This window comes from Streptomyces luteogriseus (assembly GCF_014205055.1).
Lineage (GTDB): Bacteria > Actinomycetota > Actinomycetes > Streptomycetales > Streptomycetaceae > Streptomyces > Streptomyces luteogriseus.
Genome location: NZ_JACHMS010000001.1, coordinates 4,112,153 through 4,132,884, shown reverse-complemented (window position 1 = coordinate 4,132,884; position 20,732 = coordinate 4,112,153). Strand labels below are relative to the sequence as shown.

The 20,732-nt window shown below is 70.9% G+C and carries 23 protein-coding genes and 3 pseudogenes; 12 read left to right on the top strand and 14 right to left on the bottom strand.

Annotated features, from left to right (window positions below; translation table 11 throughout):
- Positions 1 to 4: 4 nt before the first annotated feature.
- The 5 genes and pseudogenes from BJ965_RS18045 to BJ965_RS18025 all read right to left on the bottom strand — a co-directional run.
- Positions 5 to 352 carry a helix-turn-helix domain-containing protein gene (locus BJ965_RS18045; protein WP_030846516.1) on the bottom strand — a complete coding sequence of 116 codons (348 nt, stop codon included), beginning with the start codon at positions 350 to 352 and terminating at the stop codon, positions 5 to 7.
- Positions 353 to 811: 459 nt separating this feature from the next.
- Positions 812 to 1,045, bottom strand: a complete 234-nt coding sequence (locus BJ965_RS18040; protein WP_030846514.1) for a CBS domain-containing protein — start codon at positions 1,043 to 1,045, stop codon at positions 812 to 814.
- A gap of 41 nt (positions 1,046 to 1,086) precedes the next feature.
- Positions 1,087 to 2,574 (bottom strand): DEAD/DEAH box helicase, encoded by a 1,488-nt coding sequence (locus BJ965_RS18035; protein ID WP_184909606.1) that lies wholly within the window; start codon positions 2,572 to 2,574, stop codon positions 1,087 to 1,089.
- A 180-nt stretch (positions 2,575 to 2,754) separates the two neighbouring features.
- Positions 2,755 to 2,958, bottom strand: coding sequence for a cold-shock protein (locus tag BJ965_RS18030; RefSeq protein ID WP_020119326.1), 204 nt, complete (start codon positions 2,956 to 2,958; stop codon positions 2,755 to 2,757).
- Between the two features lie 508 nt (positions 2,959 to 3,466).
- Positions 3,467 to 4,096 (bottom strand): annotated as a pseudogene (locus tag BJ965_RS18025) (lyase family protein); the annotation flags it as partial.
- Between the two features lie 233 nt (positions 4,097 to 4,329).
- On the opposite strand from BJ965_RS18025, the gene BJ965_RS18020 reads away from it, so the two are divergent.
- The 8 genes and pseudogenes from BJ965_RS18020 to BJ965_RS17985 form a co-directional block, all read left to right on the top strand.
- Entirely contained in the window at positions 4,330 to 4,833 is a 504-nt protein-coding gene (locus BJ965_RS18020) for an aspartate/glutamate racemase family protein (RefSeq protein WP_313666948.1), read from the top strand.
- Positions 4,793 to 5,479, top strand: a complete 687-nt coding sequence (locus BJ965_RS18015; protein WP_184909605.1) for a GntR family transcriptional regulator — start codon at positions 4,793 to 4,795, stop codon at positions 5,477 to 5,479. The genes BJ965_RS18020 and BJ965_RS18015 overlap by 41 nt, the downstream gene beginning before the upstream one ends.
- Before the next feature lie 127 nt (positions 5,480 to 5,606).
- On the top strand, positions 5,607 to 6,941 hold the full coding sequence (locus BJ965_RS18010) for a phosphatase PAP2 family protein (RefSeq protein ID WP_184909604.1): 1,335 nt from the start codon (positions 5,607 to 5,609) through the stop codon (positions 6,939 to 6,941).
- 173 nt (positions 6,942 to 7,114) lie between these two features.
- On the top strand, positions 7,115 to 7,885 hold the full coding sequence (locus BJ965_RS18005) for a hypothetical protein (RefSeq protein WP_184909603.1): 771 nt from the start codon (positions 7,115 to 7,117) through the stop codon (positions 7,883 to 7,885).
- Positions 7,886 to 8,335: 450 nt separating this feature from the next.
- Positions 8,336 to 9,178 (top strand): hypothetical protein, encoded by an 843-nt coding sequence (locus tag BJ965_RS18000; RefSeq protein ID WP_184909602.1) that lies wholly within the window; start codon positions 8,336 to 8,338, stop codon positions 9,176 to 9,178.
- 268 nt (positions 9,179 to 9,446) lie between these two features.
- The gene (locus tag BJ965_RS17995) at positions 9,447 to 9,692 is read left to right on the top strand and encodes a hypothetical protein (RefSeq protein ID WP_184909601.1); all 246 of its coding nucleotides are present in this window, start codon (positions 9,447 to 9,449) and stop codon (positions 9,690 to 9,692) included.
- Positions 9,693 to 9,768: 76 nt separating this feature from the next.
- Positions 9,769 to 10,557, top strand: a complete 789-nt coding sequence (locus tag BJ965_RS17990) for a calcium-binding protein (RefSeq protein WP_184909600.1) — start codon at positions 9,769 to 9,771, stop codon at positions 10,555 to 10,557.
- A gap of 45 nt (positions 10,558 to 10,602) precedes the next feature.
- A pseudogene (locus tag BJ965_RS17985) lies at positions 10,603 to 10,719 on the top strand (dihydrofolate reductase family protein); the annotation flags it as partial.
- Between the two features lie 260 nt (positions 10,720 to 10,979).
- Here the strand turns inward: BJ965_RS17985 and BJ965_RS17980 are convergent.
- Positions 10,980 to 11,840 (bottom strand): SGNH/GDSL hydrolase family protein, encoded by an 861-nt coding sequence (locus BJ965_RS17980; RefSeq protein WP_184917278.1) that lies wholly within the window; start codon positions 11,838 to 11,840, stop codon positions 10,980 to 10,982.
- Between the two features lie 43 nt (positions 11,841 to 11,883).
- Positions 11,884 to 12,462, bottom strand: coding sequence for a PadR family transcriptional regulator (locus BJ965_RS17975; RefSeq protein ID WP_164413826.1), 579 nt, complete (start codon positions 12,460 to 12,462; stop codon positions 11,884 to 11,886).
- 128 nt (positions 12,463 to 12,590) lie between these two features.
- On the opposite strand from BJ965_RS17975, the gene BJ965_RS17970 reads away from it, so the two are divergent.
- Together BJ965_RS17970 and BJ965_RS17965 are read left to right on the top strand one after the other, a co-directional pair.
- Positions 12,591 to 12,983, top strand: a complete 393-nt coding sequence (locus BJ965_RS17970) for a nuclear transport factor 2 family protein (protein WP_184909599.1) — start codon at positions 12,591 to 12,593, stop codon at positions 12,981 to 12,983.
- Positions 12,984 to 13,086: 103 nt separating this feature from the next.
- Positions 13,087 to 13,472 (top strand): annotated as a pseudogene (locus tag BJ965_RS17965) (transposase); the annotation flags it as partial.
- Between the two features lie 20 nt (positions 13,473 to 13,492).
- On the opposite strand, the gene BJ965_RS17960 reads toward BJ965_RS17965, so the two are convergent.
- A complete protein-coding gene (locus BJ965_RS17960) occupies positions 13,493 to 14,098 on the bottom strand; it encodes a TetR/AcrR family transcriptional regulator (protein ID WP_246547299.1) in 606 nt (201 codons plus the stop codon).
- Between the two features lie 49 nt (positions 14,099 to 14,147).
- Here BJ965_RS17960 and BJ965_RS17955 point away from each other — a divergent pair, with 49 nt between their 5' ends.
- Positions 14,148 to 14,612: an SRPBCC family protein gene (locus BJ965_RS17955; RefSeq protein WP_184909598.1), complete on the top strand. Its 465-nt coding sequence runs from the start codon at positions 14,148 to 14,150 to the stop codon at positions 14,610 to 14,612.
- Positions 14,613 to 14,685: 73 nt separating this feature from the next.
- On the opposite strand, the gene BJ965_RS17950 is transcribed toward BJ965_RS17955, so the two are convergent.
- From BJ965_RS17950 to BJ965_RS17930, 5 genes are all read right to left on the bottom strand, one after another.
- Positions 14,686 to 15,150, bottom strand: a complete 465-nt coding sequence (locus tag BJ965_RS17950) for a DUF5994 family protein (RefSeq protein WP_184909597.1) — start codon at positions 15,148 to 15,150, stop codon at positions 14,686 to 14,688.
- A 53-nt stretch (positions 15,151 to 15,203) separates the two neighbouring features.
- Positions 15,204 to 15,602 carry a DUF5994 family protein gene (locus BJ965_RS17945; protein WP_184909596.1) on the bottom strand — a complete coding sequence of 133 codons (399 nt, stop codon included), beginning with the start codon at positions 15,600 to 15,602 and terminating at the stop codon, positions 15,204 to 15,206.
- 405 nt (positions 15,603 to 16,007) lie between these two features.
- On the bottom strand, positions 16,008 to 16,637 hold the full coding sequence (locus BJ965_RS17940) for a DUF5994 family protein (protein ID WP_184909595.1): 630 nt from the start codon (positions 16,635 to 16,637) through the stop codon (positions 16,008 to 16,010).
- A 59-nt stretch (positions 16,638 to 16,696) separates the two neighbouring features.
- Entirely contained in the window at positions 16,697 to 17,083 is a 387-nt protein-coding gene (locus tag BJ965_RS17935; RefSeq protein ID WP_246545923.1) for a hypothetical protein, read from the bottom strand.
- Between the two features lie 8 nt (positions 17,084 to 17,091).
- Positions 17,092 to 17,394 (bottom strand): hypothetical protein, encoded by a 303-nt coding sequence (locus BJ965_RS17930; RefSeq protein ID WP_184917270.1) that lies wholly within the window; start codon positions 17,392 to 17,394, stop codon positions 17,092 to 17,094.
- 539 nt (positions 17,395 to 17,933) lie between these two features.
- Between BJ965_RS17930 and BJ965_RS17925 the strand changes: the two genes are divergently transcribed.
- Positions 17,934 to 18,608 carry a hypothetical protein gene (locus BJ965_RS17925; RefSeq protein ID WP_184909594.1) on the top strand — a complete coding sequence of 225 codons (675 nt, stop codon included), beginning with the start codon at positions 17,934 to 17,936 and terminating at the stop codon, positions 18,606 to 18,608.
- 33 nt (positions 18,609 to 18,641) lie between these two features.
- Here the strand turns inward: BJ965_RS17925 and BJ965_RS17920 are convergent, their stop codons facing one another.
- Positions 18,642 to 20,378 carry a SpoIIE family protein phosphatase gene (locus BJ965_RS17920; RefSeq protein WP_184909593.1) on the bottom strand — a complete coding sequence of 579 codons (1,737 nt, stop codon included), beginning with the start codon at positions 20,376 to 20,378 and terminating at the stop codon, positions 18,642 to 18,644.
- Between the last annotated feature and the right edge of the window lie 354 nt (positions 20,379 to 20,732).

The window sequence follows — 20,732 nt, the reverse complement described above, 5'->3', positions numbered from 1 at the left end:
GCGATCAGCTCGCTGCGGGAGCGGAGCCGCCGGAGGCTTCTTGTGCGGCGCGGTACTCGGCGTTGATGCGCTGCGCTTCCTCGAGCTGGTCCTCGAGGATGACGATGCGGCAGGCGGCCTCGATCGGGGTGCCCCGGTCGACGAGCTCGCGGGCGCGTGCGGCGATCCGCAGCTGGTAGCGCGAGTACCGGCGGTGGCCGCCCTCCGAGCGCAGCGGCGTGATCAGCCGGGCCTCCCCGATGGCTCGCAGGAAGCCGGGGGTGGTGCCGAGCATCTCGGCGGCCCGGCCCATGGTGTAGGCCGGGTAGTCATCGTCGTCCAGACGATTGCTGAGCGGGGTATCTGCTGTCATGTCACCTCGTAGTACAACGCGTCGAGGGGCCCTGGTGCCGTACGGCACCAGGGCCCCGAAGGAAATTCAACACCATCTGTCGGCTCTTGTGCGGTGCCGACCTTCTGTTTCCGCTACCCGGCCCGGCTGCGGGAGGGGTAGCGGGGATCGCGGCTGCGTGACCGGGGACCACCATCCAATCCGGGGTCTTGCGGTACCCGGACCGAGAGCTTCCCGGCCGGGCGATCCTGATGGCGTCTGCTCCTCCGTCCTTCCTCGGTTCTGTCTGACCATGTCTACGAGAAGAAGGTTAACCATGACGAGGGGCAATGTCTACCCTGACAAAGACAGATTTTGGAGCCCAGTGGATGCAGGCATGCTGTGGCGCCCGATGGCGTCGCGACATGACAGTGAGGGCCCTGCCGACGCGCGTCGGCAGGGCCCTCACTGGGTCTCCGGTGGCGGTGACCCGCCTGTGTCTCAGCTCGCCGGGAGATCCCGGAGCCGGACCCGGTCCGTATAGGTGGGGGTGTCCCGGAGGACGGTGAGCCGGGCCAGCGTGACCAGGCCCGTGCTCTGGTCGTCCCCGTCGCAGAGGACGAGGTGATCGACCTGCGCACCGGCCATGAGGGACAGCGCCACCTCGACCGTCATGTCGTCACGGATCCGGGGTGCGTGGGCCAGGGAGTGGTGCTGCGCCAGAACCGGCGTCATGGGTCTCCTGCCGAGAGGGGGTGGCGGGTGGGCGCAGGGCTCTACGCGGCCGAGCCGAAGCCGCTGCGCCGCTGCCTGCCGGGACGCGCCGCTTCACCGGCGGGGCGGCCCTGCCCGGCGGGACGGCGTCCCCGGCGGCCCCGGGACCCGGCGGCGGACGCGCCGCGCGGGCGTTCCGCGCGCGGCGCGGCGATGACGACCGGGACGCCGGACGGGGCCTGGGCGCCCGTGATGCGGGTCAGCTCCGCCTCGCCGGAACGCACCTGGGCGACCTGCGGGGTGATGCCCGCCGACGACATCAGCCGGGTCATGCCCCGACGCTGGCCCGGGGTCACCAGGGTGACCACGCTGCCGGACTCGCCGGCGCGTGCCGTACGGCCGCCGCGGTGCAGATAGTCCTTGTGGTCACTGGGCGGGTCCACGTTGACGACCAGGTCGAGGTTGTCGACGTGGATGCCGCGGGCGGCGACGTTCGTCGCCACCAGGACCGTCACGTCCCCGCTCTTGAACTGGGCGAGGGTCCGGGTCCGCTGCGGCTGGGACTTGCCGCCGTGCAGGGCCGCGGCGCGGACACCGCTGCTCAGCAGGTGTGTGGTCAGCCGGTCCACCGCGTGCTTGGTGTCGAGGAACATGATCACCCGGCCTTCGCGCGCCGCGATCTCGGTGGTCGTCCGGTGCTTGTCGGCGTCGTGCACATGGAGGACGTGGTGCTCCATCGTGGTGACCGCGCCCGCGGACGGGTCGACGGAGTGCACGACCGGGTCGTGCAGGTAGGTGCGGACCAGCCGGTCGACGTTGCGGTCCAGGGTGGCGGAGAAGAGCATCCGCTGGCCGCCGGGGCGCACCTGGTCGAGCAGGGCGGTGACCTGCGGCATGAAGCCCATGTCGGCCATCTGGTCGGCCTCGTCGAGGACGGTGATGTCGACCTGGTCCAGGCGGCAGTCGCCCCGGTCGATGAGGTCCTTGAGCCGTCCGGGCGTGGCGACGACCACCTCGGCCCCGCCGCGCAGGGCACTGGCCTGCCTGCCGAGGGGCATCCCGCCGACGACGGTGGCGAGCCGCAGGCTCACGGCGCGGGCGTAGGGGGTGAGCGCATCGGTGACCTGCTGGGCCAGCTCGCGCGTGGGCACGAGGACGAGGGCGAGCGGCTGCCGCGGCTCGGCGCGCCGCCCGGCCGTCCGGGCCAGTACGGCGAGGCCGAACGCGAGCGTCTTGCCGGAACCGGTGCGGCCGCGGCCCAGGACGTCCCGGCCGGCCAGGGAGTTCGGCAGGGTCGCCGCCTGGATCGGGAACGGTGCGGTCACGCCCTCGTGGCCGAGGGTGGCCAACAGCCGTGCGGGCAGGTCGAGATCGGCGAACGACTCGACGGCCGGCAGCGGGGGCGTGATGGTCTCCGGCAGGGCGAACTCGCCCTGGGGGGCCCTGCGGGGGCCCTGGCTCCTGGGGCGGCGCGGGCCGCCGGAGCGGCGGTCGGCGCCCTCGCTCCTCGGGAAACGGTCACGGGTACGGGATGTGTGGGCACGCTTCATGCGGGACCTTCCTTGACGGGCGCGTAGCAAGGAAATCCGCAGCAGAGGAGAGGCGCAGAGAATCTCGAGACGAGCCGAAGTCGATGCGGCCGGATGGGACCGGCGGGGAAAAACAGCGAGCCGGGGCCCGCACCCCTTCAGGTGCGGGCCCCAGCTGCGAAATATGCGCGAGCGCCGATGTCAGGCGGGCACGATGTTCTCGGCCGTCGGGCCCTTCTGGCCCTGCGCGATGTCGAACGACACCTTCTGGCCTTCGAGCAGCTCGCGGAAGCCCTGGGCGGCGATGTTCGAGTAGTGGGCGAAGACGTCGGCGCCGCCGCCGTCCTGCTCGATGAAGCCGAAGCCCTTTTCAGAGTTGAACCACTTCACGGTACCGGTAGCCATTTGTTTCTCCTTCGGAGGCGGTTTCGGGAATTCACCCTGTGTGAATTCCGTGTCGCCGTGATGATTACCCCGTAGGAAATGAACCTTCTGGCAACCACACCTGCAACTGAGATCGACAGTAGCACGGTGGGTTCGGCGCTGCGGCGACCGGAAAATGCGATCCGGGGGAGGATCGAGGAATATTCGGCGGGCCCCGCTTCTATTTCTCATTTTGCGGGCACAGATATTTCCCTCCCCGGGCGCGGACCTTCCTGTCGCGCCCTCGCGCGCCGGCCCTGTGACCTCCGGCGACGGGTGAGGAGCCGCTGCCGCCGTGATCGGTGGACGGCCTGGCGGCGGACGCGCCGCCGCGCCTCTCCGGCGACGAACGTCACATCCCCCGGATGGCCGCACCCGGCGAAATCTATGTGGACATGTCACCGACCGCTGACGGTGTGGTGGGGAACGGAGGCGACGGGATCCCCGCGGCTCCCGGCGACGGTCGGCCGGTGGCCCGCCCCGACGCGTGTTACGGAGTGGCCGCCGTGGAGGGCCGGGCAGTGCGGCCGGTGAGGTTCTCGGGCCGCAGGAGTGTGTCCAGCCGGTCGGCGGAGAGCAGGCCGGCCTCGGTGGCGAGGTCCCTGACGGTGCGGCCGGTGGTCAGGGCCCGGCGGGCGAGGGCGGTGCCGGCGGCGTAACCGATGTGCGGGGCGAGCGCGGTGACCAGGCCGGCGGAGCGATGGACGCTGTCGTGGAGGTGCTCGCGGTTGGCGGTGATGCCGGGGACGCAGCGGGTGGCGAGGGCGTCGCAGGCGGCGCGCAGATGGGCCAGGGAGCGCAACAGGCTGTAAGCGATGACGGGTTCGAAGGCGTTGAGCTGGAGTTGCCCGGCCTCGGCGGCCATCGTGACGGTCAGGTCGTTGCCGATGACCTCGAAGGCGACCTGGTTGACGACCTCGGGGACGACCGGGTTGACCTTGCCGGGCATGATCGACGAACCCGCCTGCACCGGCGGCAGGTTGATCTCGCCGAGTCCCGCGGTGGGCCCGGAGGAGATCAGGCGCAGGTCGTTGCACGTCTTGGACAGCTTCACGGCGACCCGCTTGAGGACGCCGGAGAGCTGGACGAAGGCGCCGCAGTCCTGGGTGGCCTCGATGAAGTCGCCCGCGGGCCGGACGGGTTCCGCTGATCTCGGCGAGATCATCGGCATCCTCGGCGGCATGGGCCCGGCAGCCACGGCCGACTTCTACGCCAAGCTCGTCTCGACGACCCCCGGCTCCAGTGACCAGGACCACCTGCGGGCGGTCATCTGGTCCGACCCCACCATCCCCGACCGCACCGAGGCCCTCCTGGGCGACGGCCCCGACCCCACTCCACACCGCGCACGCCTTCGTGCCGCGCATCGCCGACCATGTCGGCCTGCCCATCGTCCACATGATCGACGAGGTCGCCCGGCACCTCACCACATTCCGCCCCCGCATCCACACCGCCGGACTCCTCGCCACGACCGGCACCGTCCGGGCCGGCCTCTACGAGGAGTGGCTGGACCGCGTCGGCATCCGCCTCGTACTCCCCGACCCCACAAGCCAGGACCACGAGGTCATGACCGCCGTCCGCGCGGTCAAGGCCGGAGGGCGCGACGGCGTGACGACTCTGCTGCTGTCCCGCGCCGCACGGCGCCTGACCGCACGAGGCGCGCAGGCGGTGATCGCCGGCTGCACCGAGATCCCCCTCGGTCTGCCCGTCGGCGCCGTGGACGTCCCCCTCGTCGATCCGGCGCTCGTCCTGGCCCGGGCCCTCGTCCACCGGGCCACGGCCGGTCAGGCCGGGAAAGCAGCGATGTACTGTACGCAATATGTCACTCGACCGTCCCGTCTCCCGCCGCCTCCTCAGTGACGAGGTCTTCGACCGCCTGCGCGACTCCATCGTGCGCGGGGAACTCGTCCCCGGCGAGAAGGTCAGGGACGGCGAGCTCGCCGAGCGCCTCGGTCTCAGTCGCACCCCCGTGCGCGAGGCGCTCGCCCGGCTCGCCGACATCGGCCTGGTCGAGGCGAAGCCCGGCGTCTACACCCGCATCACCACCCTCAACCGGCGCGACGTCGAGAACACCCTCGCCGTCCTGCGCTCCCTCGACCAGCTCGCCGTGGAAGCGGCCGTCCCGGTCATGACCGATGAGGACCTCGGGCGCATGCGCGAGGCCAACCGCGACTTCGAACGGGCCGTCGCGACCGACGACACCGCCGCCGCGCTCGCGGCCGACGACCGCTTCCACGCCGTCCCCCTCACGGCCGCCGGCAACCCCGTGCTCAGCCGGATCGTCGAGCAGCTCCACCCGCAGATCCACCGCATCCTCCACCGCAAGTTCTCCACCCTGCTCGGCGGGCGCAACACCATCGAGCACCACGACCGGCTCGTCGAGGTCTGCGCCGGCGGCGACGCCCGCGCCGCCGCCGATCTCTCCGGACGCCACTGGCTGGAACTCGGCGGGCACATCAACGAGCTGTTCGACACCAATCAGTTCGCGGAAGCGGCGACCGGATGAGGTGCTCCGATAACATGTTCGACCGCGCGATGGTCCCGCCGTCGCCGTCCCTCCCCCCAGCCATTCGGATGAATCGGCCAGAAGATTGATAGCCAGAAGATCGCGGGTGTTCTCGCGAATAGGCGGCATGACGTCGTGGGGTGCGTGGCGCCATTGGCGCGCGATGCTGTGGATCGCGGCGGGTGTGGTGGCGTTCGGATTCCTCGTCGCGCTGGAGATCGCCGCACGCCGCTACGGTGAACCCGGGCCGATCACCAACCAGGTGAAGGCCCTGTTCTTCGCCGCCAAGCCGGGCCCGCTGTACGGCGGCCTGGTGCTGATGATGGTGGTGCTGACCTGGCGGCAGCGGTTCATCGCGGCCGGCGCCGCGATCGGTATCGACTCCGTCCTCCTGCTGGTGCGATGGGCGGCCGGTATCGAGGCGGCCGAGGGCGAGTTCTTCGGCACCGGCGCGCTGTGGGTGATGCTGGGCTTCGCGGTCGTCGCCGTCACCCGCCGCACCGGCGGTGAACGCGCCCTGCTGCTGAAGGGCGTCGGGCTGGGCCTGTTGCTGGTGGCCGCCCGCAAGATCGGCGACACCTGGCTCCTCATCACGTCGAAGACCCGCCCGACGGTGCTCGACCAGTACGTGGCCATGGCCGATCACGCGCTGGGCAACCCGTCCTGGCTGGCGGGCCGGCTGGTCGAGGCCACGGACCCGGTCAGCTCCCACGTTCTCCAACTGGTCTACGGCCAGCTCGCGGTGGCCGCGGTGGTCGTCGCGGCGTACCAGCTGCGCAACGTGGCGGCCGAGCGCCGCTTCCCGAAGCATCACCTGGTGCGTACCTTCCTGGTGATAGGGCTCCTGGGGCCCGGCATCTACATGCTCTTCCCGGTGGTCGGACCGGTCTTCGCCTACGGCCCGGGCGCCTCCGGCACCGGTGGTGTGGAGTGGGCGGCGGCCGACCTGTGGCCGCACACGCCGCTGCCGATCACCGCCCCCGCACCGATGACGTACGACGGGATCACACCCCGCAACTGCATGCCCAGCCTGCACACGGCGTGGGCTGTCGCGATCTTCATCCACACCCGCCGGGCGCCGCGGATGCTGCGGTTCGCGGGTACGTTCTGGCTGGTCGCCACCCTCGCCGCCACCCTCGGATTCGGCTACCACTACGGCGTCGACCTGGTCGCCGGCGTCGTGTTCGCGCTGACCATCGAGGCGGCGCTGCGCTCGTTCGAACGCGGCTGGGACCGGCGGGGCGTCCAGCTGCTCGTCCACGGCACCACGGTGTTCGTCGCGCTCCTGGTGTCCTACCGCTACCTGCCGATGAGGATGGCCGGTCACCCGGAGGTGTTCGGGCCCCTTCTCATCCTGGCGATGGCCTCGGTGATCCTCGGCTACGTACGGACCACCAGGCTGTGGGAATCGACGCTCGCACCGGCTGCCCCGCAACCGGAACCGCAGCCCGAACCGGTCTGAGCCGTGACGCGCCGCAGGGGTCCCGGTCACGTCGTGGAGGCCGCTCGGACGACCGTTCTCTCCGCCTGCCGGCCGGTCGCGATCCTCGCTCGGCCGCCGGACACGACGGTACGCGGGTAAGGTGGCGACCTTCGGACGGCGGGAGCCGGACGGAGTCCTCGAAGGCCGGGCACATGCATCTCACCGACCGTCCCGCACAGCGCCGCCTCGGCGCGGCGCTGGAGAACCTCTCCGTCACCTTTCGCGGCATGACCGCACATCCGGACGAGCACAACTGCGAGTGCCACTGGGGCGGTCCGGAGGAGCTCGCCCTGCTGAAGAAGCCGGACGTGGAACTGGAGCCGGACCTCCTGCGCCGGACCTGGCAGGCCATCGACTGGTCCGATCACGCCGCAGTGCTGCGCCGCATCCTGCCGCAGTTCGCCACGGTCCTGGTCGCCGGCCGCGCGGAACCGATGTTCGGACGACTCGAAGAGGCCGGGTACTCGCTGGCCCGCGGCCGCTGGCAGCAGTGGCCCGAGGAGCACGCCGGCCCAGTACGTGAGTTTCTCCATGCCTGGTGGGTGCAGAGCCTCACCGATCCGGACGCGGTCGTACCGGCACACCAGGTCTTCGCGCTGTGTGCCGAGGCGTCCGGAACGCTGGAGCCCTGGCTCGCCGAATGGGAGAGACAGACCGGGCACCTCGCCGACCTGCGGCTGGCCGAGGCGGCGGCGGAATGGGAGTACGAACTCCTGGGGTACAGCCTGCCGTGGAGCGTCGACTGGTACGAGAACGACGCGGAGAGGATGCGCGCCGACCTGGTCGCCTGGCTCCTCGGCCACGCCGCGGCGCGGCTCCGCGAGTCGGGTGCGCCAGCGGATCTGCAGCACCGGATACGGCTGCTCGGACTCACCGACGAGGACCGCTGGACGGACCGGCACTGGCCCGGCCACCGGTACTGACGGCCGCCGGAGAACCGGTCACGGCGGCTTCGCCTCGACCGCCCGCGCGCACCCTGCACGGGGCCTGACCGGGATCTCACTGCGGACCGTGCGCCCCCTTGGGCCGCGGCAGCGTGTCCTCGATTCCCCCCTGAACCGGCGAAGAAACGGGCCGGGTTCGGAGGGAAGCCCGCAGGCGGGGTCATGGGCGGCGGCGCCGGAACCCGATACCGGTCATGGTCCGGCGCCGACGATCCGACGATGGCGAGGAGCAGGAACAGGAGCGGGGCCGATATGAGGAGCAGAAGGCCGAGCAGCGACCAGATGCTGTCCATCGGACACCTCTATCAGGTGATATACGCGGCATGGGTCCCTCAGGGTGGCACTCCCGCGGGGGGTGCACCAGGGGCGTGCGGGAGCGCGCGGCGTTTCGCCCGCGAGACGGCCTGGCAGGCGACCTACGCTCGGTCCGTGCCACGAACCGAGCAACGCGCCGAGGGAGCGGGACCGTTCACCACGCGCCTCACCTGGCACCCTCCGGACGGGAGCACCGCCGTATGGGAGTCACGGCCCGCCCGACGGCGCGGGACCATCGCCGTCCGGCCGCCCGGCTCACCCGCCACTCGGCACATCAGCGCCAGTGAGATCGCACTCCGCCGCCTGCGCAGGCTCAACGTCACCGCCGCGACCGCCTTCATCGTCGGCGGAGCCCTCTTCGCGGTGGGCGCCGGTATCGCCCGGTTCGGCTCCGGCGACGCGACCACGTGCGCCTCCGTCTACTTCGCCGGCGGCCTGTTCTTCAACACCGGCGGCTACGTCTCACTGCTCCAGGTCATCAACGCTCCCCGCCACGTGCCCGGTGGTGAGGGCCGGCTCGTCACCCACGGCTGGCACTGGTGGAGTTACGAGCCGGCGCGAGTGGACTGGCTGAGCGCGTTCGTCCTCTTCGCCGGCACCCTGGTGTTCGCCGTCGACCTGCTGGACTCCTTCCTCCAAGGGCTGAGCGTCCAGCAGATCAACCGGCTGATCTGGGCCCCGGACGTCATCGGTTGCGTGCTGTTCCTGGTCTCCGGGCACCTCGCGTTCGTCGAGATCTGCCACGGCCGGCTCTGCGTCCGCCGCCGCAGTCCGGGCTGGTGGATCGTCGCCGTGAACCAGCTCGGCTCCGTCCTCTTCATGGTCTCGGCCCTCGTCGCCTTCACCCGGCCCTCCACCGGCAGCCTGATCAACGCCGCCATCGCCGACTGGGCCACCCTGACCGGCGCCTCGTGCTTCTCCCTCGGCGGCCTCCTCCAGCTCTACGAGCACCCCTGACTCGGAGCCCGGCCGGCGGGACGTGTGGGGGCTCGGCGACCTGCGCGAAGATCTGCGGCGCCGCAGTGCATGCCCAGCGCGTCTTCAGGGAGGGGCCGGCGGCGGCCGGAGGTGCGGTCGCCGGCGTCCGGGTGACGTCTGAGCATGCCGGCGCGCTGGACAGGTCGGGCAGGTCTGTGTGACAGCTGCGCCTGGGCATGCCGAGTTGAACCGGGGGAGCAGAGTGGCACCGCGCGCAGCACGTCGTAGGTATTCGCCGTCATGGAACATGTCGGCGGCCGCCAGGGCTACGCCTCCCTACAGCCAGACCGAGACCGGTGCCCGCCCGATCAACTGCCCCGGCACGTCCGCCACGTCCGGCACATTCGGTAAGTCCGACACGTCCGGCGCCGCGAAGACGCTCACGTCGGACGGCCGGGTGCCCCAGGTCGACGCCCGCCCGGGCTCCCTGGCCACGGTTCTCCGGCATCAGGAGCCCTTCCCGTACACGATCGGGTCCGTCTCCGGCCCCTGACGACCCCGACCCGCATCAATCGTCCCCGCCCTGCCCCGCTCGGCGGCTCCGACTCATCACTTTGTGAAGGAGACACATGCGCAAGCGCGCTGCCCTTGCCGTACTCACCGCCGTCGCCGGAATGGCAGGCCTCGCCATCCCCGGTGCCCACGCGGACGACAACGTGGGCGACATCCAGGTCGACGCCGTCGTAGTCAACGGCGGCAAGAACATCGTGGTCGACACGACCGACAAAACGATCACGGTCTCCGTGACCGCCACCGACCCGTCGGGCATCTGGGACGCGGACTTCAACCTGTGGCGGGGCCCGGACGGCACCGACCCCTACTACAGCGCCGACGGCTTGATCGACCCCAACGAGACCACCACCCCGGCGGACTGCGTCGCCACCAGCAGCACTACGTCGACCTGCTCGAAGACCTTCACCTTCGAACCGGACTGGTGGCTCACGAACGCCGACGCCGGCACCTGGAAGGTCGAAGCCCAGGTGTCCGCCTACGACGGCAGCTACACCGACCGATGGGCCTACACCACCACCCGGCTCCAGCGGCACTCCAAGCTGACCGTCAACGCGAGTCCGGAGCCGATCGCCAAGGGCAAGACGCTCACGATCACCGGCAAGCTCACTCGGGCCAACTGGGACACGCTCGACTACCGGGGCTACACCGACCAGCCGGTCAAGCTCCAGTTCCGCAAGGCCGGAACCACGACCTACACCACGGTCAAGACCGTGTACACCTCCAGCACCGGCACCCTGACGACCACGGCCCCGGCGTCCGAGGACGGCTACTGGCGCTGGAACTTCGCGGGGACGTCCACCACCCCGGCCGTCAGTGCGACCGGCGATTTCGTGGACGTGCAGTAACCGACGGCCATCACCGGGCGAAGGCCCGTGAAGTGCGCAGTACGCCCGGACCCTGCCGTCGAACTGGTAGCCGACGATCCGGTGGCCAGGGTACGAGAGCTGAAGCAAGAGGGCGACAAGGACATCTGGTTGATCGGTGGCGCGGAGCCGGCCAATGCCCTGTGCCCCGGCTCCCTGCTCGCCGTGCGGTTCTCGTCGACGTCGCGCGATCGGGAAAACCACGATTGGCTCTGAGACGAGGCGCCTCACCACGTAGGACACGGTCTTAGCCGGTTCGGGTCGTCCTTGTTCTTGGCCACCTGGATGCACAGCAGGTTGTCGTGGGCGTCCGCGTGCTCGTGAAGGACGTAGTGGGCATCGTTCGTCGTTCCCGACTCGGGGCAAGCACCGACCGCTACTCATGCTCGGACAAGCGGATCTCGCTACTCCGAGGCGTCTGCCAGGTCGACGGAGGGCTCTTGTCCACGCTGGAAGGCACGGCCGAAGTGTTGGCCGGAGCTGCCGACGGACATGAGGTTCGGGCGTTTGGCCACGCGACCGTCTCCGGAGGAACGCCCACGCGCGCGCCTGCCGATCCACGGACCCAGGAATCCGGCGACCCAGCGCGCCTCGGCTGACGCGGCACGCAAGAATCGTGCCCGACCAACAGGCAGGACGGGCAACGGGTGCTTCCAGGAGGCGTCAGCGTCTGGCAGGTTGAGCGAGTGAGCGAGCGCCGCCGCGATCCGCTGGTGGCCGAGTGGGCTCGAGTGGAGGCGGTCCTGACTCCACAGGCGTGGATCCGTTGCCACCGGATACAGGGTGACGTCGGCGACGACGACACCATGCCGGTGCGCCGCCGCGCGAACGCGGTGGTTCAGCGCCTCAAGACGCGGCCGGAGCGGACGGGCCAGTGGAGTGATGCGCGCGATGTCGGGAATGGTGAGCGTCGCCACGCGCGCCCCCTGGCCGGTGAGCGCGGCGAACATCGCCTCCAGATGCGCGGCCACCTCATCCGGATCGAAGCGGGGGCGCAGCATGTCGTTGACTCCGGCCACGACCGTCGCGAAGTCCGGCCGCAGCGCAAGCGCCGTGGGCAACTGCTCCGCGTGGACCTGCCCGGCCAGACGGCCCCGTACGGCGAGATTGGCGTACCGGAGCTGCGGGCTGTGCCGAGCCAGGTGCTCGGCGAGCCGGTCGGCCCACCCGCGCAGGCCCGTCAGATCGTCGCCGTCGCCCACCCCTTCGGTGTGACTGTCGCCCAGGGCCACGAAACGCAGGTAGCGGGTCTCAGTGCCTGACATGAGCGGCTGGCTCCTTCTCGCGATCACCGGAAGAGCCATCACTCTACTCACTTTTTTGAGTATTAACCTTGGCCCGCTGGTCGAGCCTGCGCAACGCCATGTCGCCCCACTGGAGGTTCTCCCGCTCGAACGACATCCCGCGCAGCAGAGTGAGGTACGGGCCGATACGCTCGGCCTCGGCGAAGTACGCCTCCTCCGAGCGGCCGCCCAGCAGTCGTTGCCGGATTCTCTCGTAGCGGGCCAGCTTGGCCGTGGCCCATTCCATGCGTTCGACGACGGCGGCGCGCACCGCCTCGACGTCGCCGGCGTCCGCGCACTGCACCTTGACCAGCAGCTCGTCCCTGATGACCGCGGGCCGACCCGGTGGCTCGGCCGTGTATGCGCGCACAGCCTCCCGCCCAGCCTCCGTCAGGGAGAACAGCCGTTTGTTGGGACGACGCCGCTGCTCGACGAGGCGGGCCGCGACCAGCCCCTCGGCCTCCATACGCTCCAGCTCCCGATAGAGCTGCTGAGGCGTCGCCGCCCAGAAGTTCGCGACCGTCGCGTCGAAGCCTTTCGCGAGGTCGTAACCGGACGCCTCGCCCTCCAGCAGCGCGGCCATCACCGCGTTCCGCAATGCCATGGGAGCAAGGTACGGCCCAGCGAGCATTCAATGGCGAGCACTGCCGGAGCGCCGCACCCTCGACAAGCACCCGAGTCGCCTCTACCCTCCTCTACACATATACAACTTGTTGAGTATCGAGGTCGATCATGCACCCGTTTCGCAAGGCCGTCGAGAACGGTGACCTGGACGCCGTGGCCGCCCTTCTGGCCGACGACGTCGTCTTCACCAGCCCGGTCGCCTTCAAGCCGTACCCGGGCAAGGCGATCACCACCGCGATCCTGCGCGCTGTGACACAGGTCTTCGAGAACTTCACCTACGTCCGGGAGATCGCGAACCCCGACGGCCGCGACCACGCGTTCGTCTTCACCGCGAGCGTCGCCGGAAAGAAGCTCCAGGGCTGCGACTTCCTGCACTTCGACGAGGACGGCAAGATCGACGACTTCACGGTGATGGTGCGCCCGCTGTCGGCCGCCCGCGCGCTGTCCGAGGCCATGGGCGCCCAGTTCGAGAAGATCGCCCGAGAGGCCGCCGAGCAGTGAGCCCGACGACCGACGCCGTGGTCATCGGCGCGGGAACGCCTGACTGACCGCCGCCACCCTCCAGCATGCGGGACGACGCACCTCCTTGTGAGGCATCACAACCGGCTCGAAGATCCACCTGATCACGGAGCGGACCGGTTTACCCCTCTCCGTCGGCATCTCCGGCGCTAACCTGCACGACAGCCAGGCGCTGGAGCCGCTCGTGCGCGGGATCCCGCCGATCCGCTCCCGCCGAGGGCCACGCCGACGTAAGCCCGCCAAGTTGCACGCCGACAAGGACTACGACTACGACCAACTGCGCCGATGGCTGCGCAAGCGCGGCATCCCTCCACACGGTTGGGCCGCCACCGATGGACGATCGAGCGCACCATGGCCTGGCTCGCCGGCTGCCGTCGGCTCCACCGCCGCTACGAGCGCAAGGCCGAACACTTCCTGGCCTTCGCAGCCATCGCCTGCACCCTCATTTGCTACCGCCGGCTCACCAAATGAGACAACGTCTTATGAGCGTGTCACTCCGAGCCGTAGTACAGCCGGAGGAATTCCTCCATGGCCGAGTCGACACCGGCGCGGTCACCGGTGGCGAGCAGGTCGAGAAGCAGGCCGCGGACGGTGGCGAGCCCCAGCCTGGCCCGGTTCCGGGCCGTGGCAGGCCCCGCCCCCGCGCCGACCTCAGCGGCCACGAGCGGCTCCAGCCAGTCCGTCACCAGCCCTTCGAGGACCGGGACGGCCTCGGGGCGGCCGCGCAGCGCGTGCCCGCAGATTTCGAAGAAGAGCCGCTCCTGACCGGCCAGCCGAGGGTCCGTCAGCTGCTTCCACAGCAGCCGCGCGACATCGACCGGCGCGAGACCGGGCTCCAGTTGGAGCCGGGACAGCACATCGCGCTGGCGCCGCTCCGATGCCCGGACGATCTCGACGAGCAACTGCTCCTTGGAGCCGAAGTAGTGGATCAGCATGCGGTGGCTGACGCCGATCGCGGCGCCCAGGCCGCGCAGGCTCAGGTCCGCGATGCCGTGCGCCGCGACGTGGTCGACGGCCGCGTCCAGCAGTTGGGCGCGCCGATCCCGCTGCGCGCCTTGCTCGGCCTCGCCCTCGGGATGCGAGTCATCCATGGTCATCACGTCCCGACTGTACCAATTGGTACATGTCGCATGTACCGTGTGGTACATGAAGTCCGTCACCGTGTCGATCGATGTACCTCAGACGCCCGAGCAGGTCTACGGCTTCCTCGACGTCATGGCTCACCACGAGCGGTTCACCGACCACTACCTGACCGGCTGGCGCTTCAGCGGCCCCGCCCGCGGCGTCGGATCGTGCGCCACGGTCACCGCCGCGCTGGGCGGCATGAAGACCGAAGTCACCATCAAGGTCGTCGAGGCCGAGGCACCGCGGCGCATCGTCGAACACAATGTCAGCGCGGCCGGTCGGCGACTGGCCCACGGCACCTACGCCATGGAACCGCTGCGTACCGGTGGGACCCACATCTCGTTCACGTACACGTGGGTGCGAGCCCCTCTCGCCGACCGGCTGCTGGCCCCCGTCGTGCGGACCACGATGCGGCACGCCAATCGCACGGTCATGCGACGCCTGGCCACCGAGTTGGCTCGCCACGCGTCCGCCGCCGACTCCTGACGGCGGTACATGCGCACGGCCCGGCAGGCCCCGAGGCCGCGGCGGTTCCGGACCGGCGCTCAGGGCGGGATCGTCAACGGCTGGTGTCGATCAGGATCTGCTGGGCCTGCTTGGGGTTGCCGGATCGGACTGCTTCGGTCATCGCGGCTCGCGCCGCCTCGGGGGGCGTTTCCGGTGGGATCACGAGCAGGGAGAAGTGGTCCTGGTCCCCTCGGGTCACGAGCGCGGTGTCGTCGCCCACGGAGAAGACGTCGATGTGCACCACACGGTCGTCGACGGTCATCCGCGTCGGCATGTCGTCCCAGGCCGCGGAGTCCAGGCCGATCCGTGTGATCGGCCCGAGGCGCTCGGTCAGTGCGCTGATCAGGCCGGGCAGTTCGGTGGCGAAATTCCTGGAACGGGGCCACCACGCACCGTCGAGGATGCTCCGGCGTTCGTGAGTGGTGGTGAGCCGCAGGAGCGCCGTTCCGGGACGCATGGATTCGTGTGCGCCGTCCGCCAGCAAACCTGTTGGAGGCGGGGAATCGGGTTCGGGCATCGTGCTCACCTGCCTGTTCGGGGCCTCCTCGCGTCCACGCTACTCCTGGCGGGTCAGGCGCGGTCGCTGAGCGCGGCGGCCATGATCGGTTCGGCCGCCTCCTGGGGGGTGTCGGGCGGCACGACCAGCAGGTCCCAGCGTCCGTGGCCGGGGGCGAGCAGGACGACGGTGTCCGGGGCATGCGCTGCGACCGTCTTCCGCAGGCGTACGACCTGGTTGGCGACGAGCATCCGGCCAGGTGCCGCGGACCAGGCCGCACCGTTCACCGTGACGCCGGCGATGTGTCCCCAGGCGCGCGGCAGTGCGGCGAGCAGCTTCGGAAGCTCCGCCAGGAGGTCGTACGAACGTGGCCACCACACCCCGTCCAGGCGACGTGGCAGCGTGCTGTGGGGCGCGAGGCGCAGGCGGAGGAGAGCGCGGGTGGGCGGTGAGGGCGGCGCTGCGGTGATCATGGCGTTTCCTTCGACGGGCTTGGGAAGCGGCGGGTTCGGGTCAGGCCCGGCGGGCGGCGAACCGGTCCGGCGTGGGCCGGCGCACGTCGTGCGCCCGGCCGAGCCGTTCGAGGAGTCGGATGACGCCGAGACGAGAGGAGGGGGAGGCGCGGTCGGGTGCTCGGCTGCTGTGGTCGGGTGGACGGGCGGCCGTCGGGTGAAGCCACGCTCTCCTGCGCACGGGGGCGGTGTTCCGGCTGCCTGCCGGTCGCCTGCGTAAACGTGGTGCCACGACATCCGCGTCGAGGTCGGGCGGCAAGGGCTGCCGTGATGCGGAACCTGCCCGGGCGATGAACCGCCCGGAGCCGTGGTGCACCGGGAGCGAAAGCCAGTCCGTCACCGGTGTACGTCGTGCCCGCGGTTCCTTCAGCGTACTCGGCGGCAATCGAGAAGGGGGTCACGGACCGTAACAGGTGCCGGAGCGCAGAGGGGGGCCCAGGGGTGCCTCGGCGCTCCGCCCTCGTCTTCCCACTGCTCCATCCGCCCCTGCTCGCGAACGGCCTCGTCCTTGGTGTGGAGGCGTCGCTCGGCCGCCAGGAGTTCGCTCGCGGTGAGGTGCAGCGCGGGGTCGGCGGCCGCGGCCATGAGCCGTGCGGCCGTGGCGGTCTCGGTCCGGGAAGGGACGACGAGCAGGTCCCAGCGTCCGACGCCGTACGAGAAGAGCCGGATCATGTGCGGGTCGAAACCGGAGGCGAACCACGCGGCCTTCACCGTGTGACCGGGCACGGGCAGGTCGCAGGGCGTCGCCGGCCAGGTGTCGCGGTGGGACGCCATGCGCGACACGCGTCCTCGCGTCGCGTCGAACGCCTCGGTGAGTGCGGGCAGTTCGGCCATCAGGTCATCGGTGCGGGGCCACCAGGCGCCGCAGAGGGGGCCGGGCGGGAAGGTCGGAGGGCGCAGGGCGAGCCGGGCAGGGCGCGGTGTCGTGCGTACCGGGCGGCTGGGGGCGCGGTCGCCGGTCCTCGGCGGCGGGCCCGTGCCGGTGTGCGGGTTCATGGTCGCGGTTCCTGTCCTCGGGCGGCCGTTTTGCGACTGCCGGTGCTGCGGGGCCGGCGTCAGCCGGGCTCGTCGGTGTGGGCGCGTCGCGCCTGGGTGTGGCTGGTGGCCAGCCAGGGCGACTGGGCACAGGGCTCCTCGCCGGCATGCCCGGTGTCGACGGTGAGATGGAGCAGGGTGCCCTGCCCGTCGGGGCCCGCGGGGTAGCTGCGGGGCTCGTCGCAGCGGAGGTTGTGGCGCAGCAGCTGCGCCACTCGTTGGGCGATGTCGGGGCTGGCGGCGATGATGCGGACCTCCGCGAGGTCGCCCATGGCGAGAACACCGTCGGCGGTCTCGAACGCCGGCGGATCCTCGCTTGCGCCGTGGGTGCTGTCGGTGCCGGTGCCCTGGCTGCGGATACGGCTGAGCGGCGCGGGCATGGACGTGACCTGTGTTCTGTCGGACATGTCGGGCCTCAACCCCTCACGGCGTGCCGCTTGTTGTGCGTCGTCGGTTCCCGGTGGCGGCGCGGTCGGAAGCGTCCCCGCCCGCCGTCGCGATGGTCGCGACGCTCGATCGCGGCGGACGGGGTGGAGTGCGGTGGGGGCGGCGGGGTGGTGCCGGCGGCTCGGTCGGCGGCGGCTGGGGGGCCGGGGAGGAAGCGGCTGTAGGAACGCAAGGCGATTCTTTCGCTGTGTGCGGAGTTGAGCCGGTGGATCACGTACGCTCCGGCGGCGATGAGCACGAGGAGCGCGGCAAGGGTGAGGGCGACGTCCATGGCGGTCACGACCTGACGGTCGGTCGAACGCGAGAAGTGCTGGGGAGGAGCGGGTCCGCCGTCCCGCGGGGGCGTGGTGGTGGTGCCTGGGTGCCGGTGGTGCCGTTCGTGCTCGTGGCGCCGGTGGTGAAGAGCTGCAGTACGGCCCTGCGCGGGTCGGGCACCGGCCATGCGTCGGCGGCGGGGAAGGTGTCGAAGGCCGGGGCCATCGTGCTGACCTGTCTCCGGAGGATCCTGCGCTGCGCGGGGCTTCCGGCGAAGTGTCTCGCCGAGGACGAGACCAGCGCGGAAGCCGGTGTGCGACATGCCCTCGGTACCTCCACCGTACTCCCGTGCGCCCCCGACTGTCGGGAAGCGGACAAGACCGGCGTATCTGCCTCGGCGTTCTCGTCCACCGTCGGCCCCGAAGGAGGGGCGCGGCCGCGGGAGTACGGTTGAAGACACCGAGGGCGTCGCGCGCCGACTCCGACACCGGTGCCGCTCTCGGCGACCGACGACGCCGGGCCGGGTCCGTCCGTGCCCGAAGCGGGGCTTGCCTCATGACCGTGAACGCGCCGGCTGCGCCGACGACCACAGAACCCTTCGGGCGTCCCGTCGGTTCGCACCCGCCCGCGACGCGGAAGCCCGGCCCGAGGCCGGAACGGGGCTCCTCGCCCCGGGAAGGGCAACGCGTCCGTCCGCTGACCCGGCGTCAGATCGAGGACCATCTGCAGGAACTGGGTGATCTGTACGCGGAGACGTCCGGCGGCGGCCCCTGGGCGTGGAACCAAGCCCGCAGCGCCTTCCTGCGACGGCTCGCGGCCGACGCACGGCGACCGGGATTCGAGCTGCTGATCGCGGAGACCACGGCGCTGACCGGTTGCGCCTACGGTTTCCCCGTAGGCGGCAACGGCCCCTGGTGGGAGGGTTTCGACGGATACCTTCCGGGGCGGCTGCTCCGGCTTGCCGCCTCCGGACGCCTCTTCGTCATCTCCGGGATCCACGTTCCCTCCCGGGTACACAGGCAGAACCAGGACCGTGCCTGGAACCTCGCCCGGCGCCTGCAGAGACGGCTCCTCACCGACCACGATGCCGCCGTCGCCGTCACGCTGGTGACGCGCTCCGACCACAAAACCGTCGAGGCGCTGCGGTCCTGGGGGTGGCGGTACATGGAAGGCGACACACCTCGGACGGCCCCGCTCGGCCCGTTCCGCGTCCTGGTCCTCGACACCTGAGCCCCGTGCCCCGCCTCATCGCGGTCACCGCCTTCAGGGCGACGGCAGACGCAGGGCGAGGAGGGCCACGTCGTCGGTGCTGCCGGGCGGCATACGGGCGGGCAGCTGGTCGCACAGCGTGTCCAGCGGTTCGTGGGCGAGAGCGAGGGCGTGGCGGCGCAGACGGGCGAGGCCGGTGTCCAGGTCGCTGCCGGGGATCTCGATCAGGCCGTCGGTGTAGAGCAGGAGAGTGGAACCCGGTGGAAGGGGCTGCGCGGCGCTCGGCCGGCTGCCGCCGGTGCCCGGAGGGGCACCGAGGAGGAGTCCCTGTCCCGCTTCGAGGTACTGCGCCTGTCCGTCCGGGGTGAGCAGCAGAGGCGGCGGGTGCCCCGCGCTGGTCCACCGCAGCGTCCAGGGACCGGTGTGCGGGTCGCCTTCGAGCAGGGCGAGGACGAGGGTGGCCATGGGGACGGTGGTGATGGCGGGCATGGCGTCGTCGAGGCGGTCGACGACGGTACCGGGCGGCCCGGTGTGGTCCCAGGCCAGTGAGCGCAGGATGCCGTGCAGTTGCGCCATTCCGGCCGCCGCGGTCAGGTCGTGGCCCACGACGTCGCCGATGACCAGCGCGAGCGTGCCGTCCTTCCGCTCGAACGCGTCGTACCAGTCGCCGCCCACCTGGGAGCCGGCCGGGGCGGGCTGGTAGCGGGCGGCCAGCCGCAGGCGGCCGGGCTGGGGCAGCGGCGCGAGCAGGTTGCGCTGCATGGCCTCGGCGACGGCGCGCTGACGGCCGAAGCGGCGGGCGTTGTCGATGACCAGGCCGACCCGGCGGCCGATGTCGCTCACGACGGTCAGATCGTCGGTGTCGAAGGGGTGCGCCGGGTCCGTGCGCACCAGCGTCAGGGCGCCGGTGACCTGCGGCCCGGAGCCCAGCGGCACCGTGACGGCGGACCTCGCGCCGGTGGCCCGCAGGAAGCCGCTGTGGACGGTGGCCAGGGCGGAGGTGACCGGTGCGGCCATGTCCGCCTCGCCCCGCAGGACGGGATCACCGCCGTTCAGCACCTGGACCAGAGGCGAGAGGCCCTCTTCCCCGGCCTCGGGAAGGTGCTCCTGCCAGTCCTCCTGCGCGGCGTCCCGGCCCTGGGGGCCCGTCACCGCCACACGGTGGACCTGTCCGGAACCGACCCGGAGATCCACCGCCGCCCAGTCGGCGAGGCGGGGGACCAGCAGGCGGCCGAGCCGGGCCAGGGCTTCATCGGTCTCCAGGGTCTGACCCAGCACGTCGGTGATCTCCGCGACCAGCGTCAGGCGCTCGGTGAGGTTCTCCAGAGCACGTGTGTAGGCCGCACGCTCCCGACGCGCGCTGCGGTCGCCGGCGGCATCGGTGAACAGCACGGCCATGCCCAGGAAGGCGCCGTCGTCCGTCAAGGGAGAAGCGGTCCAGTAGGTCGCGATCAGACGGCCGTCACCGCGCAGACAGACGCGGCCCTCCTCCCGCGTCTCGGCCCTCTCGGCCACGGCCCGCAGCAGCGTGCACTGCTCCCGGGGGATCCTGCGGCCGTCCGCATCCCGGTGCAGCAGGTCGTGTGCGTCCTGCCCGAGCATCGCCGGGGCGGCGCGGCCGAACAGCCGCTCGGCCGCCGGATTGACCGCGAGGATCCGTCCGGCGGGATCCACCACCATCAGGGCCGTGCCCAGCTGCCCGACGACCCGCTGCCAGAAACCCGGCTCGGCCGCCGATCGCCGGCGACCCTCGTCTCCCGCACTCGCCACCACGCCTCCCCCTCCCGTCATGGAAACCCTCCCCGAAGATCGTGGGCATGTCGGCGGCCGACACACCAAGGGGTCGACGATCCCCCGACTCCTGGCCGACGGTTCGGAAGGTCGGCACTCCGATGCATTCCGGCGCAGGTGCCGGGCAGCCCCCTTGTGCCCGAGGCTCTGCCCGTGTCGCGGAATCCGCGTCGACGGGAGCACCGGTAGGAATATTAGCGCATTCGGCTCCGGTTCCTCGAATTCAAGCTATTTTCGCAACGCTGTGCGCCGTTCGAATGAGTGCCAATTCTCCGGTCTTGTTCAAGTCAGTTACACCGATATTTCTGCGTAATATGCGGCGGCAGTAACAGCAGCGAGGCTTCCCGGGCGATC

What these genes read in the sequence shown, in the direction of transcription:
- BJ965_RS17945 (WP_184909596.1), bottom strand. Translation starts at nt 15,602, where the DNA reads ATGATCACCGCAGCGCCGCCCTCACCGCCCACCCGCGCTCTCCTCCGC.
- BJ965_RS17955 (WP_184909598.1), top strand. Translation starts at nt 14,148, where the DNA reads ATGAAGTCCGTCACCGTGTCGATCGATGTACCTCAGACGCCCGAGCAG.
- BJ965_RS18040 (WP_030846514.1), bottom strand. Translation starts at nt 1,045, where the DNA reads ATGACGCCGGTTCTGGCGCAGCACCACTCCCTGGCCCACGCACCCCGG.
- BJ965_RS18005 (WP_184909603.1), top strand. Translation starts at nt 7,115, where the DNA reads ATGCATCTCACCGACCGTCCCGCACAGCGCCGCCTCGGCGCGGCGCTG.
- BJ965_RS18035 (WP_184909606.1), bottom strand. Translation starts at nt 2,574, where the DNA reads ATGAAGCGTGCCCACACATCCCGTACCCGTGACCGTTTCCCGAGGAGC.
- BJ965_RS17960 (WP_246547299.1), bottom strand. Translation starts at nt 14,098, where the DNA reads ATGACCATGGATGACTCGCATCCCGAGGGCGAGGCCGAGCAAGGCGCG.
- BJ965_RS18045 (WP_030846516.1), bottom strand. Translation starts at nt 352, where the DNA reads ATGACAGCAGATACCCCGCTCAGCAATCGTCTGGACGACGATGACTAC.
- BJ965_RS18010 (WP_184909604.1), top strand. Translation starts at nt 5,607, where the DNA reads ATGACGTCGTGGGGTGCGTGGCGCCATTGGCGCGCGATGCTGTGGATC.
- BJ965_RS17925 (WP_184909594.1), top strand. Translation starts at nt 17,934, where the DNA reads ATGACCGTGAACGCGCCGGCTGCGCCGACGACCACAGAACCCTTCGGG.
- BJ965_RS17995 (WP_184909601.1), top strand. Translation starts at nt 9,447, where the DNA reads ATGTCGGCGGCCGCCAGGGCTACGCCTCCCTACAGCCAGACCGAGACC.
- BJ965_RS17950 (WP_184909597.1), bottom strand. Translation starts at nt 15,150, where the DNA reads ATGCCCGAACCCGATTCCCCGCCTCCAACAGGTTTGCTGGCGGACGGC.
- BJ965_RS18015 (WP_184909605.1), top strand. Translation starts at nt 4,793, where the DNA reads ATGTCACTCGACCGTCCCGTCTCCCGCCGCCTCCTCAGTGACGAGGTC.
- BJ965_RS18030 (WP_020119326.1), bottom strand. Translation starts at nt 2,958, where the DNA reads ATGGCTACCGGTACCGTGAAGTGGTTCAACTCTGAAAAGGGCTTCGGC.
- BJ965_RS17975 (WP_164413826.1), bottom strand. Translation starts at nt 12,462, where the DNA reads ATGGCATTGCGGAACGCGGTGATGGCCGCGCTGCTGGAGGGCGAGGCG.
- BJ965_RS17935 (WP_246545923.1), bottom strand. Translation starts at nt 17,083, where the DNA reads ATGTCCGACAGAACACAGGTCACGTCCATGCCCGCGCCGCTCAGCCGT.
- BJ965_RS17970 (WP_184909599.1), top strand. Translation starts at nt 12,591, where the DNA reads ATGCACCCGTTTCGCAAGGCCGTCGAGAACGGTGACCTGGACGCCGTG.
- BJ965_RS17980 (WP_184917278.1), bottom strand. Translation starts at nt 11,840, where the DNA reads ATGTCAGGCACTGAGACCCGCTACCTGCGTTTCGTGGCCCTGGGCGAC.
- BJ965_RS17930 (WP_184917270.1), bottom strand. Translation starts at nt 17,394, where the DNA reads ATGGACGTCGCCCTCACCCTTGCCGCGCTCCTCGTGCTCATCGCCGCC.
- BJ965_RS17990 (WP_184909600.1), top strand. Translation starts at nt 9,769, where the DNA reads ATGCGCAAGCGCGCTGCCCTTGCCGTACTCACCGCCGTCGCCGGAATG.
- BJ965_RS17940 (WP_184909595.1), bottom strand. Translation starts at nt 16,637, where the DNA reads ATGAACCCGCACACCGGCACGGGCCCGCCGCCGAGGACCGGCGACCGC.
- BJ965_RS17920 (WP_184909593.1), bottom strand. Translation starts at nt 20,378, where the DNA reads ATGACGGGAGGGGGAGGCGTGGTGGCGAGTGCGGGAGACGAGGGTCGC.